Origin of the sequence: Catenovulum agarivorans DS-2 (assembly GCF_000568405.1) — a bacterium.
Taxonomy (GTDB): Bacteria; Pseudomonadota; Gammaproteobacteria; order Enterobacterales; family Alteromonadaceae; genus Catenovulum; species Catenovulum agarivorans_A.
On the sequence record NZ_ARZY01000003.1, the window covers coordinates 156,622 to 171,989 of the forward strand.

The following is a 15,368-nucleotide window of genomic DNA, read 5'->3' on the forward strand; positions in this document are numbered from 1 at the left end:
GTTTGCAAATATGCACAGTTGGGATGACTTTAGGTATTTTTTACATGTGGTGGAATATGGCAGTTTTTCGCAAGCCGCGGCAAAGTTAGGTGTTAATCACTCAACTGTATCTCGGCGAATACAAGCTTTAGAAAGCGCCCATGGGGTTAAGCTATTAGAGCGCACACAAACTGGCTATCAAATGACTGATGCGGGCGCTTCGGTGTTTGAATTGGCAGAGCAAATGCAGCTGGCTAATTTAGCGGCATCACGCGTTTTACTTGGGCAAGATGCAAGGTTGGCAGGGGAAATAAATTTAACTATGCCACATGAGCTATTTGATCATGTATTGGCAAAACCTTTACGCCAATTCACGCTTAATTACCCGGAAATTCGGCTGAATTTACAAGTATCAAAAGGGCTGCGCAATATGGCAAATCGTGAGGCTGACTTAGCCGTACGTTTTACTGAAACACCACCTGAATATTTAATTGGCAGCCGTGTCACAACCATGCAACATGGGTTTTATAAACATAAAGATTTGGATGTGCAAAAGGGCACGCCGTTAATTGTTTGGCAGCGCGATAAAGGCATACCACATTGGGCCTCGCAACTGCTTAAGCCTGAGGTGGTTATGCAAGTAGATGATTTGCAATCTATGTATACTGCGGTTGCTGCTGGTTTTGGCCTTGCCAGAATGCCGTGTTTTATGCCAGATGTGATGCAAAACAATGATATTGAACGTTTGCCGAATCTGTTACCAAGATCTAATTGGGGCGTATGGATTTTAAACCATGTTGATTTACGCCACACGGCAAGAATTCAAACGTGTCGGCGGTATTTGCAGCAAGTTTTATCTGAATATATTCCTTTGTTTGCGGGGGAATGGTCAAATTAGGGAGTAGTTGGGCTATACTGATAGCTGGCTAACGGAATTTAAAACATGAAGAACTTATTCATAAAATCGATATTACTCATAGTTAGCTGCTGGTTTGCTGTTTTTTCAGTGAATGCGCATGAACTAACATCTGAAAAACGAGTGATACAAGATGACGCGCTTTGGCACTTGGTTGATGACAACAAAACCCCTGATATTACCCAGTTAATTAAGCAATATAATCAATCTTCAAATGCAATCTCTTCTTTATTAGGCCGTAGCGGCGCCGCGCTAGCTAAATTACCTATTACAGCCATGCAAGCTGGCAATTGGTATGTAATGCCGGTGGCCAATTTTGTAGACCAAGGCCATGCGTATTGGCAAGACGAATTGGGCAATATTAAACAGCTAGCCGACTTCTCGCAGTTTCAGCAACCACAGTCTGTAGTCTTGATGCATGGGCAAGCATTTAAATTAACCTTAAAAAAACCGAGTACAGGTAACTTATGGATATATATAAAGGCTAAGCATTATCCAACACCTGCGCATATTGCAGTTGTGCCTGAAAGCCAATTTATAGCGAGCTCGTTTGTGGTCAACTCACTGTCTATTGTCACTATAACCGTGATGTTGATGTTGGCAATAATGGCGCTGATTTTGTTTATAAAAACGCGTTATAAGGTTGCGGCTTTTTGTTTTGGTTATGTTGGTTTACATGGTTTAGGTTGGGCAATGGCAGCAGGACTTGGGCAAATTATTTACCCAATGTCGCCAGTGAATACTAGTTATGCAGGTATGTATTTATTTCCATTCGCGATAGGTTGCGCTAGTTACTTTGCTTACTACTTGTTTAACTTTAATCGATTAAAACCAATAAAAAACCGTTTGCTGGTGTACTACGCAAATATAGCATTGCTGTTGGGGGTGGGGATGCTGTTTTTACCTTTTACCTGGGTGTTTTATTTATCGCATCTACTTGCAAGTATTTGGGTATGGGTCAGTTTGTTTGTTGGTTACAAAATGCTGAGTTTGCAAGACTTTAGAGCAAAGTACTTTTTCACTGGAAACCTAGTGTATAGCTTGTCGCTGGTTTATTACATGCTGTCACACTTTACCGCCTTTGATGGTCCATCACCAGAGCTTGTAGTGATGCTGGCTTTATCGATAGATTGTGTATGTATTGTTATGTCGTTGTCAGAGTGGCTAAGGTTAAAACAGCAAGAGTTTAACCATGTAATGCACCAGTCTAGATTTGACGCATTAACGGGCGTTGGCAACCGCCTGTTATTAAATGAAAAGTTGGCAGATCTGCAAAACAAATATTTAGTGGTATTTATTGATTGTGACAGCATAAAACAATTAAACGACCAGTTAGGTCATGCGCAAGGGGACCAGTTTTTAATTTATGTCGCCGATTTAATGCAACAACAATTAGCTGATTTAGGTCAAGTGTTTCGTACTGGTGGTGACGAATTTATTGGGTTGTGCGAAGTAAACCAAGGTAATGACCTAGTCAGTTTAAAGTGGAATATAGAAAAGCGCTTGCAGGAAATAAATATCCAAGTAAAACAACGCTGGCCTGCTTCTGGTATTAGTTATGGCATAGCAACTAGTGAAGAAGGCAAATCTGCTTCTCAATGCTTATCTATCGCTGATAGCCGTATGTATGAAGTAAAATCGCAACATAAAGCGCAAGCGACTAGTGAAGTTTAGAGTTGGTTTTTCATTATGCGAGTTAACTTAGACTCGCACTAGTGTCCGACAAGCTTAAAACGCCACTTCAACAAAATGTGGATTATCCACTGTTACCCGTAACTTAGCTATCAAGTCCAAGACCACTAACGTGTCTTTGCCTGCAACATTCAGTTTGATACATTCTTCGCGGGCGTCATTGCGGGCGGTATCTAATGCTGTGCCTATAATGCAGTCACCGTTCTTTAGCGTCAGTTGGATCGGGTAGTTAAATAAACAGACTATTTCTATATAGTCGTAGTCACTGCAACTTATCATGGCTATTTCTCAAAAAAGATAACCCGCGCTTGGCGGGTTACCTTGGTAGGTTACTGATTTTATTCGTCTTTAGTTAACGGCATCAAATTATTGTATAACTCGCTGGCTAAATACGCTTGGTCGTTATCCGGCAATTCGCCTTTGCCAAGTTTAACTTCGAGTATGCTTTCAATTTCACTTTTATCTCTATCACCAAAACTCATGTTTACACCAACACTGGTGGTTGGTTCACTGCGTGTTCGACAGCCAAGTAATCCACATTCGCGGTAAACATTATGGTTGCGACCAACAGATACACCACTTTGAGGGCTGACTCTTTCTTTGTCGATTATGGTTTCGCGGTTGGTTACGACAAACCAGTCATAATCGTTTAGTTTAGTTATCTCAGCAGCACGCAATAACGCTAAGTTCATCGCCTGTGCTCTGTCGTCGCTGCGGTGTTTAAAATGCACGCGATACTTGTCTTGAGTTAGTTTGACTTCTTTATAGCCAAACCCGTTATCTTTTGCCGGACGATATGCCGGTTGGCTGGCACACGCCGAAATTAAAATAACACTGATTAAAGTTAATACTAGTCTGTTTAAGCTGTTCATCATGTGTACCTCTTTAAATCAAAATTACCTAAACTTGATGCATACGTAGAGGCAATAATCTAGAGCAAAATGTACTTTTCAGGGATGAAAAGTCCAAGCTTACAAGGACGTACTTGCAGCGTTTTTGCGAAGATTATGGCTCTAAGGATGTATACTCCGAGCTCTAAATTATTGTTCCTATACATTTATTGGCAAATTGGTATCTGCGAGTTTCTCACCTGCAATTTACTTCACTTGCCATTTTTTTTGTTTAAGCGATTGCTCCTGCTGCGGCATTAAAAAGTCGCTGCTGATCATCGCATCAATGCTTTGCTGCATTAACTGCTCTGCTCCGACATTGCTTGACGATGCAGTACCAGACGCAGTTTGATATTCATTAGTCGCTGTTTCAGGGTAAAAACTTGCAACTTTTTGCCAGTTATCACCACCCTTACAGGCTATGTGTTTACTAATCTCACCAGCTGTAGATGAAACTTTATATTGGCGGCAAACTTGTTGACTGTAGTTAATAAAAGTTAACTCAGGGGTTAGTGTGCTGCCGTCATCCAAACTAAAAGCATTGCCCGATATACTGTTTTCTAACACCGCTGCTTGTTGTTGCCAATTATCAGTTGCAGTGGGTAATGACGTTTGAGTTTGACTAAATACACCTAACATCACACCCGCTACTAACGCAACACTGGCAGCTTGTGCAGCATGTTCAGATAAAAACTGACTCAACTGCTTAACTGGTTTTTTCCAGCTAGCCATTTCAACTACATTTGACTCAGCTTGGCTTGTTGCGCTTGGCTGTGCCAATAAGTCATTTAACCCTTGTGGCAATGGCTGATCATCAATTTGGCTATAGGTCGCTCTAATTTGTTCATCCACCATACTCAACTCAGCTAAACGCATAGCAATTTGTTCGTCGTCGGCTATTTGCTGACGAATTTCCGCCATTTCATTTTCAGCTAGTTGAGCATCTAAAAAGGCTGAAAGTTTTTCATCGGTGATCTTCATGCGTTTGTCTCCTGTGGAGTCACTTTTAAATATTCTGCTAATGCACTGCGGGCGCGAGCCAAGCGGCTCATTACTGTGCCCATTGGTAAATCTAGTGCCGCAGCGGCTTCTTTGTACGATTTACCTTCAAGCGCAATTAAAGCAATTAAACTGCGCTGATCATCGGGTAATTTATCCATCGCCTGATTTACTTGATTGAGGGCAATTTCGCTCTGAATGGCATGTTCACCATCCACTGTTTGATTGTCGGTTAACTCAGGTTGAGTTGTCGCTTGGCTGCGTACTTTGCGCGAGCGATATTCATCAATCCATAAGTTTTTACAAACTCTAAACGCCCATTTAGTTAAGTCTTGCTCGTCACCTTCAGGGGCTTGGCGCAATAACTTCTCGATGGTGTTTTGCAACAAATCGTCGGCGTCGGCATGGTTGCCTGTTAGAGCAAAAGCAAACCGCCTAAGTTGTGGCACAATTCTAATAATCTGTTGTTGCATACTGGCTTATGCCTCGTTTTTGTTAAACTGTTATTTAGATAACGTATCAGCAGAAAATTTATTCCAAAAAAAATTAAATTTTATTTCGTACTGTTTTTTTGATGTCGTATTTTTACTTTATATGGGAATAAATAATGCCTTTTAAACGTTAGCTTAATATTAGAAGGGTTGTAATCAACGAGTGTGTGAAATGGTTAAATTTATTCGATTAAATGCAGGGTTATTACTTGTGCTGAGTTTTACTACTCAATGGGCCGCTGCAGATGTACTTGAGCAAGTAACAGATGTTGTTGAGCAATCAACTGAAACAGCTGAGCAGCGGCTTGAGCAGGTTTTACAACAAGCTGATAAAAGTGCGGACAAACTGGTTGAATTACCAGAGCAGTTGCCTGCTCAGTTACCAGAAAAACTACAACCTTTGCTTGATCCTATTGAACTCGCCGCTGAATCAGAAAATATTTTATTGGCAGGTATTAGCAATAATCTTCAGCAAACTTTTACTATTGTTGATGCACAAGGTAGAAAGGTTTTTGACGAAGCTGTATACCCGCCGCAGCAATTGGCAGTGGCAAACGAGTGGTTAATTCAGCTAGACACAGAACAAGTGCAAAAGAAATGGCAACAACAGCTGCAACAGGCAAATAAGCTAACCGCCATAGAGCAATTTTCTATTGAAAACTTAGCAGCGCTGGACATGCAAATTATCCGCTTGCGCACCACACCAGCAGCAAGCAAACAACTGAACCAAGATGCAAGTCTTGCCGAGCAGCAGGCATTTTTAGCACAACTACTGAATATGCCTGTGGATGTGATACAACAGCTGACCCTTGAGCGTAATTTTATTTACCAGCTACAAGCTGAGGGGAGATCACCGGCAGCCAATACTCAGCAAGTACCAAACAAAGCAGTGTGTCAGCAGCCGCTAAAATTAGGCATGTTGGATTCAGCAATCGAGCTGAATCACCCACAACTACCAGCTAACAAGATAACCCAACAAGATTTTACTGAGGGCGGTTTGACCCCAGCAATGGCACATGGTACTGGGGTGGCGGGTATTTGGATGAGTAAAGATCATGCTTTTGCCCAGTTGCCAAATGCGCAGGTGGTGAATGCCTCTGCTTTCTATCAAAGGCCCGACGGTAGCCAAGGTGCAACCATGTTAAGTTTAATCCGTGGGTTAAATTGGTTGACTGAGCAAAATGTGAAGGTGATTAATATGAGCCTAACTGGGCCGGATAATGCGTTATTGCAACGGGCAATTAAAAAAGTAGCGGCTAAACCTGTGGTGATAGTTGCTGCGGTTGGTAATGCCGGACCTGCATCAGCCCCGTTATATCCAGCTGCTTATCCAGAGGTTATTGGTGTAACCGCAGTGCAAAAAAATCAAAAAATATATCGCTGGGCAGTGCGTGGTCAACAAGTTGATTTTGCCGCACTGGGTGTGGATATGCCGGTACTGGCCGATAAACAACAGGTTATCCGCCAAAGTGGTACTTCGTTCGCTGCGCCAATTGTAGCGGCACATATAGCCTGTTTAATTAATGATAAACCCACTTTGGGCTTAGAAGCTAAATTAAGGTTGCGCAACCAAGCGGCTGATTTAGGTGAGCCAGGAAAGGATACGGTTTTTGGTTATGGTTATATTGGCAGAGGATAAATAATGGTCGGGCAAATAACAGCGCTATCGTCAATCTTGGATAGCGCTGGTTAATGCGCTTTTGTTACAGCTGGTAGCTAATTGCATGCGCTAACAAAGCGTTTTCTTCCAAGTAAGTTTTTATGCGGCTAAAGGTAGCGGTTTTTGCTTTACCCTTGTGATCGCTTAAATGCACACCATCAACAAACGCTCGGCCTAACCACAATTTAAAGCGGCTATGTTGCACTGGCTGCGGAGTAAAATGCGCTAGGCTGGCAGCTTTTAGCTCTGCTACATCCGTTGTTTGATAAATCGCACTGTTAATCATATCCAAAGTAAACTCAGTACAGTTTTGATATTTCGAATTGAACGGGTTAGCAATTAACGAGTATTTGGGGTTGTGAAATTTTGCATGATCATTGCGTGCAACCAGCTCGATTAATTTTTGTTGTAACTCTGGTGTTGGAATTAAAATACCAGCTTTAAGTTGATGTACTTGCCAGAAAAAGTCGGTTGGATAGTCAACCACTAATTGGCTGCTGTCAGCGTCACCTGCGTTTTGATAAAGGTTGTGGATCGCATACCCAAAGGCAACTTCGCCATCTTCCAAAGTGATTTGTGAATAAATCGCCACAGCTGTATGGGTAAATTCTATGCCTTTTGGCAAATTTTCTGCTGGTTGACCAACTCGAGCGATAATAAATGCACGCGCATTTTTAGCTGCTGCGTATTTTTCAACGGATTTGGCAAACTCAGTGATTTCTTCAGGGCTAAATTGAGCTTCACCTGTTTGTGTGCTGCCTGCAAAACTAAAACCACTGATTAATAAGGTGGTGGCTATCGTCGTGAATAAAGCTAACTGAGCAAGTAATTTTTTAAACTGTTGCATAATTTTTTCCTTTAATTTTGTGCTTGTAACTGCGCTATAAACGACTAGGGCAGCTTGTGACTATTTGTTTAGCTCTGGGATTAATTAGTTGTTGTTTGCTGCATGGCTTTTTTCGGTGAGGGTGGCAGCTCATTTTTAGCGACTTTGCCTTGTTGGGTGACTACTTTGTCACTGATATGCAAACCCATTTCATCCGACATAGCTTTGGAAACATCAGTGGTAATTTCTTTAACTACTGCATCTGTGGTAATGGCGGTCACAACAACCGATGCACCAACTGCAACTACAGGCACAGCAACTGCGGCGCTAACCACTTGCATGCCAGCGACAGTTGAATGACCAACAGCTTGTGCACTGTGTTTACTTGCTTGGCTAGTATGTTGTGACGGGCCTTGTTGCGAACCAAGTGCTGCGGCTTGGCCGGCGAACAATAGAGATGTTGTAATTAAGCTTGTTTGAATAAATTTGTTAAACTTTAACATTGTGAAATTCCTCTTCGGTTTTGCCAACAATATGTGTGGTGACGAAGAGAAATTAGTCTTGTGTAGCAAAATGGTAAACACCTTTGCTTAATGTGTAGAAATGAGCTACTTTTGGTCTATTAATTTAATACCTTTATGCTTAAACAAGGGACTGTAAATAACAATGAGCCAAATTAAGCACATTACTAATACACTTAAAGCTTTATTAAAACAGCATAAAATCACTTATAAAGAATTGGCCAAACACTTGGATATGAGCGAAGCCAATGTAAAACGGGTTTTCTCTACGCAAACATTCACTTTAGAAAGGCTTGAGCAAGTTTGTCATGTGATGAACATCAATCTGTCTGACTTGTTTTTATTGGCAGAAAAACAACAAGACCAGCTAACTGAATTAACCGAAGAGCAAGAGCAACAATTGGTGGATGATTTAAAGTTATTGCTGGTTGCCGTGTGTGTGCGAGATGGTTGGAGTTACGCTGAAATCATTGAACATTATCAAATAGACAGGTTTGAATGTACTCGATTGATGGCTAAGTTGGATAAGTTAAAAATGATCCAGCTATTGCCAAACAACCAATACAAATTGTTAATTGCACAAGATTTTCGTTGGCGTAAAAAAGGCCCTTTAGAGCGTTTTATGCAACAGCAAGTATTAACCCAATTTATGCAAACTAATTTTGAAGGTGCAGATTGTTTTCGATTTTATCTACGAGGCAGTTACTCGGACGCTTCAATTGTGACCATTCAACGCAAACTTAACCAAGTGACCAAAGAAGTGGCTCTACTTAATCAAGAAGATGCGCAATTACCTTTATCACAACGCAAACATATAGGTTTATTAATGGCGATGCGGCCGTGGGAGTTACCTCAGTTTGCTAAGTTACGTAGGTAAGGTATTAAAAAAATAAACTTTAGGTTGTGTAAAACAAGACTATTGCCATTTTGGTTTATTATTTTGTTGGTTGAATTACCTTTAAACCACCTAAACGAGGTTTAATTAATTTAAAGGAAATCAATTATGACAAATTCAATCACTCAAGTTACTAAACCTACATCAGCGTATAAATTAGCCTCTATCGTTGCCTTGTTGTTGGGTAGTGTCAGTTATTCAATTGGCTTAATTAATGCTGATTTACAGCTAAATGAAAAAGGCTATTTTTTGATTATTTTGTTGTACGGATTATTCGCCTTTGTGTCTGTGCAAAAGTCAGTGCGCGATAAAATCGAAGGCATGCCAGTTTCAAAAGTGTACAACATTATTTGTTGGGCTTCGGTAGGTATAGTATTGCTGTTAATGACGATAGGTTTGTTTAATGCACCGTTAGCACTCAGTGAAAAAGGCTTTTTCGCCATGAGTTTTGTTTTAAGCTTATTTGCCGCAGTGACAGTGCAGAAAAATATTCGAGATAACTTGCTGGTGGATGAAGTCACCGAGCTAGAGCAATCAAACTAAAGCGAAATTGAATTACGCAGGGTACTTGTACCCTGCAATTAAGTTACCTATAGTGATGCTTGGCGATATCGGGAATGTCTATTTGATTCGCTTGGGTAAAAGCTGACATTATTTTGTTTTAAGCTAAACTTAGTGGATGTCGCTTTGACTGTGGTGTCTGGTTGAATGTGCTAAAGTTATGTGCCCCTAAATATAAAGGATTGCGATGAGTATTAAATACAAAATCTTGCTGATATTGTTGTTGCTCGTTTTTGCAAGCCATGCACTTATTACATCTGTTTATTACACCAATTCACAAAAGTTGGTGAAAAACTTAGCATCAGAACAATTGCTCGCCATTAGCAACCTGCAACAGCAAAGAATGGTCAGTTTTGTCGACAACAATTTTGAGAAGTTGAACTTAGTCAAAAGTCGTACGCAACTGAGACGTTCTTTGGCAAATTACCAAAAGCATAACCAACCCAAAGATTTACAACTGATAAATAGAATTATCGTTGATGCAGTTAATCAATCCCATTCGGTTGAAGATATTTTTATTATCGATCTAACAGGCAAAGTAGTGACCACAGCTCAAGGTAAACTTGAGGGCCAGTCTTTTGCTCAGCATAAATTGTTTACTCAAGGCAAACTGCAACCGACAAGTACCTTGTTGGTTAATGAAGTTGAAGTGGCTGTTCCTAGCTTTATTTTTTCAGCTCCGCTTGAGCTAAATAGGCAGATATTAGGTGTCGTTGCTATGCAGGTTAGTACGACTGGCCTGGAGCATTTCCTGCAAGACTATACTGGATTGGGAGAAACCGGGGAGGTATTGATGTCGACTGTAGCAAAAAACGGCAATGTTTTGTTTTTTACCCCACATAGATTTGCTCAATTTCCGCTAAGTTTTAAGCCATCACACTCTGCAAACATGTTTGACAATAAAGGCGACTTCAACATGCCTGAGCCAGTTATCTCGGCGCAAGATTACCGAGGAAAAGCTGTGTTTGCGATTAGCCGGTATTTGCCAGAATTGGACATTCGCATTGTGGTTAAAATGGACCAAGAGGAGGTGCTCAATTACAACGATGAACTGACTAATTTAATTCTATTTTTAATTGTATTTCTTGTACTTATTGTATTTTTTGTGTCACTGGTACTCGCGCACAAAATAACTCGACCTGTGATAGATATAACAAAAGTGGCGGTTGAAAGTAGTCAAGGTCATTTTACTCGGCGCATGCAAAGCTATCCAAATGACGAGTTAGGTCAATTGGCACACGCTTTGGATTCAATGGCTGAAAAGCTCATTAAACACAACAAAGATTTAGCAAGCGAAGTGGCTGCTAAAACCGCTGAGTTGCAACATGTAATAAAAAAATTAGAGCATGAACAGCATAAATTTGAACAATTTGTCAATCTTGTGCATGTTGGTATTGCTATAAACAGGTTGAGTGATGGCGCATTTATATTTGTAAACGCAGAGTTTAGTCGATTTACTGGCTATAGTATCGAAGAGCTGAATACTCTGGATTATTGGCAACTCACGCCTAAAAAATACCAACCACAAGAACATCAGCAGTTGCAATCAATGAATCAGACTGGTCGATATGGCCCGTATGAAAAGGAATATATTCATAAAAATGGTCATTGTTATCCAGTTTTATTGCATGGGGTAAAAATAAATACAGATGGTGTGGATTATATTTGGTCAGTTGTGCAAGATATTTCGCAATTGAAAGAGAATGAAAAAGAGCTGTTAGTAGCAAAACAAAAGGCTGAAGCTGCTAATGAAGCAAAAAGCCAATTTTTAGCCAATATGAGCCATGAGATAAGAACGCCGATGAACGCGATATTGGGTGGTTTGCAGTTATTGGATGAGCACGTTAGTGACGAAAGTGCTAAGAATTTATTGTCGAATGCATCATATTCAGCCAAAAGTTTAGTGACTATAATTAACGATATTTTGGATTATTCTAAAATTGAAGAGAATAAACTAACGTTGGAGCAGGCGCCTTTTTCCGCGTTAGAGGTCGTTAATTCAGTGCACTATGACCTAGAAGAAGTCGCAGTTAGCAAAGGAATTGCCCTTATTGTGAAGGTCAGTGACAATTTTGTGGATGGCTGGGTCGGTGATTTAGTCAGGGTCAAACAGATTCTCCTGAATTTAGTATCAAATGCGGTTAAATTTACCACTGAAGGGGAAGTCGTTGTTCAGCTAAATGCTGCGCGTGTTACAGGTAAACAAGCGATTGAGTTTAGGGTGACCGACACTGGCATAGGTATGAGTAAAGAGGCGCAAGGTCGTATGTTTGAGCGCTTTGAGCAAGCCGATATTTCAACAACACGTAAATTTGGTGGCTCTGGTTTAGGCATGTCTATCACAGTCAATTTGGTTAAAATGATGGGCGGCAGCATAAAAGTGCACAGTGAAGAAGGCAAAGGCACAAATATCCAGGTTATTTTACCACTTCCTCAAGCCGATCTTTCCGATAGCACACAAGCGCCTGTAGCGAGTCATATCCCACTGTTACCAGGTAAACGTATTTTGGTAGCGGAAGACAATATGATCAACCAAGCTGTTATTGAAGGAATGTTGCTACCAACCCAGGCTGAATTTGTAATGGTCGAAAATGGTTTGTTGGCAGTTGAGTCTGTAGCTGACAGTTCGTTTGATCTAATTTTAATGGACATCCATATGCCGGAGATGGATGGGGTTGAAGCCTTTCAGCAAATTCATAAAACGCACCCTGACTTACCTATTGTTGCTTTCACTGCGAATGTAATGCTAGAAGATGTTAAAGCTTATTTAGCTCAAGGGTTTGTTGCACATTTGAGTAAACCGATAGATATAAAAGATTTATATGCCTTACTCAAACAATATCTGGTGTAACCAATATCACAGCCTATAGGGCAAATCTTTATTATAAGCAAAAGTGATAATAATCGACTTGTTTTATTTGCGAGTGATTGTTTTACTGGAGCCAATAGGGAACGAAGCTTCAAAAGGTTTTTAAATGTCACAGATAGATATCACCAGCCCATTGTTACTTTTCCCAGCTATTTCTTTACTGTTGCTTGCCTATACTAACCGGTTTATTGTCATCGCAGGGTTAACCCGCTCGTTGTCGCAGCAATATGAAGAAACGCATGACGACTCAATGTTCGCGCAAATTAAGCATTTGCGTTTACGCATTCGGTTAATTCGCCACAAGCAACTTTGGGGGGTTGTATCGTTTCTACTGTGTACTTTGTCTATGCTGTGTAACATCACCAACTATCTTGCGGTTGGGGGGCTATTATTCGCGGCAAGTTTAGTTACGCTGGTGGTGTCGTTGCTAATTTGTTTTGTTGAAATCTACATTAGCGGCTATGCGTTAAATGTCCAGTTAGAAAACTTGGGTAAACGAGGCAGCTGATTTACCCCAAGTGTGGGCGGAGCATACGATACCTTGACGTTATCTCGGTATTGCAGCACTTCCGCCGATATCCAACTAAAAACTGAGTTTTACTCTGACTTGCGCGAGTGTTTCTGAATAGTCGGCGCTGGTTAAGTTTGATTGATTATCTCTGTATTCAATGTTGCTGATGAAGGTTAAATAGCCCGCAAAAGGTTGTTGCCACTCAATACCTGCGGCTTGGTTATTATCGCTGCGTACCGCGACTGGTTCGCCTTGAACATTATTGATCGGGTAATGATGGTAATTTTTTTCTAACCATTGATAGTGTAATTGTAGTTGTGCCGTTTCACCAAAGCTGGAAAACTTATAGGTATAACTGCTACGCATTTTATGCTGGCTGTAATCAAACCTTTCATTATTTGCCGTTTCGTTTTCTTGCGTCAAACTTAATGCTAAGTGATGATTCAAATTTATAAAATAAAATGCATCTAAGCCAAATGCAAGGGCGTTGGCGTTACGCTCACTCAGTTCTGAAAAATCTTTGTTTTTGATTGTACTCGATAATCTTAGGTACGTTTTTTTGCCAAACATTGAGCCGATATCTAGTGTTAGCATTTGCATGTCTAATAATGGGGTATTGGCAAGCTCAACGTCGGCAAAGTCGTAACGAGCACCTAATCTTACTGAATCAAATAACCATTTTCCCGCCAAGTTGAATTGTTTAAGTTCGGTATCATAGCTTTGTGTAGATTGGTAGTCTTTGCGGCTCCACTGCAAACCAGCTGAAACTTGACTTACCTCTGTTATGTCAAATTGGCCTTTCAATTTCGCTTTTAACATGAGTGCATGATCACTTTGATTTGACGCTGTGCCATCGAGTTCTGCGATGGTTAATTGGCTGTCATGTTGCAAACCAGCTTCAGTGGAAAATTGGATGTGATTGTCAGCCATTAAACTAGGTGATAAAAAAGCTAATATTGTGGTTGCGACTCGGTACATAACAATGACCTCTTGTAAATACTTTGGCTATAAATGGAAATGTGGCGTCCTTGCCACTACTCGAGGAGATTAAAATTGATATTACAGGTCAGCTAGTGCGTCTAAGCTGTTTTCAGCTGCGAGCTCTAACGCTGTGCCTACTTGCTCGTCAATATTAGAGGCAATTTCGCTTTCGACACTTTGTTCAACAGATTGCTCTGCAGTTGCTTGTGCGGTAGATTCAACCGAGCTAGAAATTGACTCGCTAATTTGTTGGTCAAAATCGAGTGATTGAGCTAATGCACTATCAAGGCTACTTTCAATTGCGCCAGTGACTGTGCCAGACACAGCACCATCAATTGTTGAATCAATCGCACCTGAAACACTTTCCGACACGTTGCCAACCACATTAGCGTTTACCACTGTATCAATGCTTTGTTCTATGCTGTTGCTCACTGCTCCGGCAACGTCAGATGCTTGTTGCACATTTCCATCGACGGCTAGTGCAATATTGGCCGCTGCACCTTGGGTGTATTCAAGCGTTTTATTGATCCCCGCGGTCAATTGTTTATTGATTTCTGCTTGAGAGTTACTCACCGCTTGTTCGCTAGCTTCAGTATCATTGTTGGCGGTTACTGAACCTTGTGCGTTTGACTGAGTGTTTGATTCAGCACTTGAGTTCGACTCAGTTTGATTATTCGTGCTGGCTGTCTCAGTTGATTCAGACGGTGAAGTTTCAGTCTCCGTTTCAGAGTTTGCGACAGGATCTGTTTCAGTTGAACCATCAACTTGTTGTTCTGTTGAGGTATCTGTTTGGGCGTTTACATTTGCATCCGCTTGAGTTGATTGTTCCGCTGTCGCTTCAGCTTGTGCTGTGTTTTCTGCATCAGCTGAGTTTGGCATATTTGCTGAGTAGCTAGCAGAAGTTGATTGCTCAAACTGCACATCAGCATCAATGTGAGTGTTCGCAGCTGCAGTCGCAGAAGTTAAAGCACAGATAGTTAAGATTGCAGATTTTTTTAAGTTAAACATAATCGTTCTCCTAGTGAACTCATTTTAAACATTGATGCGTTTTTGCATCAGATTCACTAAGGTAACGATTGGGCTCGAAGGTTTATTCCGAAAATATTTTCAGGTTAAAATAAATTGAGCATTGGTTCACATTCTGTTGTGAGTTACAAGCCTAAATCTATTCCATGGATACATTCTATAAGCCTTGATACATCGCGTTTGCAGCAGCCTGAACCATCGGTTGCGTATGTTTTTCGTCTGACAGCTTCTAGTGTGTCTGCGCCATCCGCTATGGTTTCGATGATTTCCATTTTGTTGACTTCGTTACAGACACATAGGTTGCTGTCGAGATCTTTTTTTAGAATGTCGGGTAGTTTGTCGAGCGGATTTTTTACGATAAAACTCATGGGAATACGTCGCATTGGTTAAGGTGAACTGCGCCATTATATCAGTATATGGGAAATTTGTTTTCGGGGTATTTGTTGTGTGTTGCGGAATTTCCATGCGACCGTGCACTAGACCTCGGAGTGCGGTTCTGGTTGCTGTTAGTGTTGTTGCTATCAAGCCCATTTGCAGCATGTTTTTCAAAA

16 protein-coding genes are annotated in these 15,368 nt (G+C 40.9%); 7 read left to right on the plus strand and 9 right to left on the minus strand.

Going from position 1 to position 15,368, the window contains the following annotated elements:
• Positions 1 to 10 precede the first annotated feature (10 nt).
• Positions 11 to 877, plus strand: a complete 867-nt coding sequence (locus tag DS2_RS03090) for a LysR family transcriptional regulator (protein WP_235188534.1) — start codon at positions 11 to 13, stop codon at positions 875 to 877.
• 45 nt (positions 878 to 922) lie between these two features.
• Complete coding sequence (locus tag DS2_RS03095; RefSeq protein WP_035013155.1) at positions 923 to 2,569, plus strand: GGDEF domain-containing protein; 1,647 nt, start codon at positions 923 to 925, stop codon at positions 2,567 to 2,569.
• A gap of 54 nt (positions 2,570 to 2,623) precedes the next feature.
• On the opposite strand, the gene DS2_RS03100 is transcribed toward DS2_RS03095, so the two are convergent.
• The 4 genes from DS2_RS03100 to DS2_RS03115 all read right to left on the minus strand — a co-directional run bounded on the left by DS2_RS03100 (position 2,624) and on the right by DS2_RS03115 (position 4,949).
• Positions 2,624 to 2,866 carry a Rho-binding antiterminator gene (locus tag DS2_RS03100; RefSeq protein ID WP_035013156.1) on the minus strand — a complete coding sequence of 81 codons (243 nt, stop codon included), beginning with the start codon at positions 2,864 to 2,866 and terminating at the stop codon, positions 2,624 to 2,626.
• Between the two features lie 59 nt (positions 2,867 to 2,925).
• Complete coding sequence (locus tag DS2_RS03105) at positions 2,926 to 3,462, minus strand: CC0125/CC1285 family lipoprotein (RefSeq protein WP_035013157.1); 537 nt, start codon at positions 3,460 to 3,462, stop codon at positions 2,926 to 2,928.
• A 222-nt stretch (positions 3,463 to 3,684) separates the two neighbouring features.
• Positions 3,685 to 4,458, minus strand: a complete 774-nt coding sequence (locus DS2_RS03110) for an anti-sigma factor family protein (RefSeq protein ID WP_035013158.1) — start codon at positions 4,456 to 4,458, stop codon at positions 3,685 to 3,687.
• Positions 4,455 to 4,949 (minus strand): RNA polymerase sigma factor, encoded by a 495-nt coding sequence (locus DS2_RS03115; RefSeq protein WP_035013159.1) that lies wholly within the window; start codon positions 4,947 to 4,949, stop codon positions 4,455 to 4,457. Before DS2_RS03115 ends, DS2_RS03110 begins: the two co-directional genes overlap by 4 nt.
• A gap of 190 nt (positions 4,950 to 5,139) precedes the next feature.
• Between DS2_RS03115 and DS2_RS19605 the strand changes: the two genes are divergently transcribed.
• Entirely contained in the window at positions 5,140 to 6,606 is a 1,467-nt protein-coding gene (locus DS2_RS19605; protein WP_051479571.1) for a S8 family serine peptidase, read from the plus strand.
• Positions 6,607 to 6,670: 64 nt separating this feature from the next.
• Here DS2_RS19605 and DS2_RS03125 read toward each other — a convergent pair whose 3' ends face one another.
• Together DS2_RS03125 and DS2_RS19610 are read right to left on the minus strand one after the other, a co-directional pair.
• Positions 6,671 to 7,474 (minus strand): DUF2145 domain-containing protein, encoded by an 804-nt coding sequence (locus tag DS2_RS03125; protein ID WP_051479572.1) that lies wholly within the window; start codon positions 7,472 to 7,474, stop codon positions 6,671 to 6,673.
• A gap of 80 nt (positions 7,475 to 7,554) precedes the next feature.
• Positions 7,555 to 7,956: a hypothetical protein gene (locus tag DS2_RS19610; protein WP_051479573.1), complete on the minus strand. Its 402-nt coding sequence runs from the start codon at positions 7,954 to 7,956 to the stop codon at positions 7,555 to 7,557.
• A gap of 163 nt (positions 7,957 to 8,119) precedes the next feature.
• Here DS2_RS19610 and DS2_RS03135 point away from each other — a divergent pair, with 163 nt between their 5' ends.
• The 4 genes from DS2_RS03135 (at position 8,120) to DS2_RS03150 (ending at position 12,807) form a co-directional block, all read left to right on the plus strand.
• Positions 8,120 to 8,851: a helix-turn-helix domain-containing protein gene (locus DS2_RS03135; RefSeq protein ID WP_035013160.1), complete on the plus strand. Its 732-nt coding sequence runs from the start codon at positions 8,120 to 8,122 to the stop codon at positions 8,849 to 8,851.
• A 126-nt stretch (positions 8,852 to 8,977) separates the two neighbouring features.
• Positions 8,978 to 9,412, plus strand: coding sequence for an inner membrane protein YiaA (gene yiaA, locus DS2_RS03140; protein ID WP_035013161.1), 435 nt, complete (start codon positions 8,978 to 8,980; stop codon positions 9,410 to 9,412).
• Between the two features lie 205 nt (positions 9,413 to 9,617).
• The gene (locus tag DS2_RS19615; protein WP_051479574.1) at positions 9,618 to 12,281 is read left to right on the plus strand and encodes an ATP-binding protein; all 2,664 of its coding nucleotides are present in this window, start codon (positions 9,618 to 9,620) and stop codon (positions 12,279 to 12,281) included.
• Between the two features lie 124 nt (positions 12,282 to 12,405).
• On the plus strand, positions 12,406 to 12,807 hold the full coding sequence (locus DS2_RS03150; protein ID WP_081754164.1) for a DUF2721 domain-containing protein: 402 nt from the start codon (positions 12,406 to 12,408) through the stop codon (positions 12,805 to 12,807).
• A gap of 75 nt (positions 12,808 to 12,882) precedes the next feature.
• On the opposite strand, the gene DS2_RS03155 is transcribed toward DS2_RS03150, so the two are convergent.
• From DS2_RS03155 to DS2_RS03165, 3 genes are all read right to left on the minus strand, one after another.
• Complete coding sequence (locus DS2_RS03155) at positions 12,883 to 13,788, minus strand: hypothetical protein (RefSeq protein WP_035013162.1); 906 nt, start codon at positions 13,786 to 13,788, stop codon at positions 12,883 to 12,885.
• A gap of 81 nt (positions 13,789 to 13,869) precedes the next feature.
• Complete coding sequence (locus DS2_RS03160; RefSeq protein ID WP_035013163.1) at positions 13,870 to 14,799, minus strand: hypothetical protein; 930 nt, start codon at positions 14,797 to 14,799, stop codon at positions 13,870 to 13,872.
• A 143-nt stretch (positions 14,800 to 14,942) separates the two neighbouring features.
• Entirely contained in the window at positions 14,943 to 15,185 is a 243-nt protein-coding gene (locus tag DS2_RS03165) for a (2Fe-2S)-binding protein (RefSeq protein WP_051479575.1), read from the minus strand.
• Positions 15,186 to 15,368 lie beyond the last annotated feature (183 nt).

Excerpts from the sequence above, each read along its gene's own strand:
- DS2_RS03090 (WP_235188534.1), top strand. The coding sequence starts at position 11 with ATGCACAGTTGGGATGACTTTAGGTATTTTTTACATGTGGTGGAATAT.
- DS2_RS03095 (WP_035013155.1), top strand. The coding sequence starts at position 923 with ATGAAGAACTTATTCATAAAATCGATATTACTCATAGTTAGCTGCTGG.
- DS2_RS03100 (WP_035013156.1), bottom strand. The coding sequence starts at position 2,866 with ATGATAAGTTGCAGTGACTACGACTATATAGAAATAGTCTGTTTATTT.
- DS2_RS03105 (WP_035013157.1), bottom strand. The coding sequence starts at position 3,462 with ATGATGAACAGCTTAAACAGACTAGTATTAACTTTAATCAGTGTTATT.
- DS2_RS03110 (WP_035013158.1), bottom strand. The coding sequence starts at position 4,458 with ATGAAGATCACCGATGAAAAACTTTCAGCCTTTTTAGATGCTCAACTA.
- DS2_RS03115 (WP_035013159.1), bottom strand. The coding sequence starts at position 4,949 with ATGCAACAACAGATTATTAGAATTGTGCCACAACTTAGGCGGTTTGCT.
- DS2_RS19605 (WP_051479571.1), top strand. The coding sequence starts at position 5,140 with ATGGTTAAATTTATTCGATTAAATGCAGGGTTATTACTTGTGCTGAGT.
- DS2_RS03125 (WP_051479572.1), bottom strand. The coding sequence starts at position 7,474 with ATGCAACAGTTTAAAAAATTACTTGCTCAGTTAGCTTTATTCACGACG.
- DS2_RS19610 (WP_051479573.1), bottom strand. The coding sequence starts at position 7,956 with ATGTTAAAGTTTAACAAATTTATTCAAACAAGCTTAATTACAACATCT.
- DS2_RS03135 (WP_035013160.1), top strand. The coding sequence starts at position 8,120 with ATGAGCCAAATTAAGCACATTACTAATACACTTAAAGCTTTATTAAAA.
- yiaA (WP_035013161.1), top strand. The coding sequence starts at position 8,978 with ATGACAAATTCAATCACTCAAGTTACTAAACCTACATCAGCGTATAAA.
- DS2_RS19615 (WP_051479574.1), top strand. The coding sequence starts at position 9,618 with ATGAGTATTAAATACAAAATCTTGCTGATATTGTTGTTGCTCGTTTTT.
- DS2_RS03150 (WP_081754164.1), top strand. The coding sequence starts at position 12,406 with ATGTCACAGATAGATATCACCAGCCCATTGTTACTTTTCCCAGCTATT.
- DS2_RS03155 (WP_035013162.1), bottom strand. The coding sequence starts at position 13,788 with ATGTACCGAGTCGCAACCACAATATTAGCTTTTTTATCACCTAGTTTA.
- DS2_RS03160 (WP_035013163.1), bottom strand. The coding sequence starts at position 14,799 with ATGTTTAACTTAAAAAAATCTGCAATCTTAACTATCTGTGCTTTAACT.
- DS2_RS03165 (WP_051479575.1), bottom strand. The coding sequence starts at position 15,185 with ATGAGTTTTATCGTAAAAAATCCGCTCGACAAACTACCCGACATTCTA.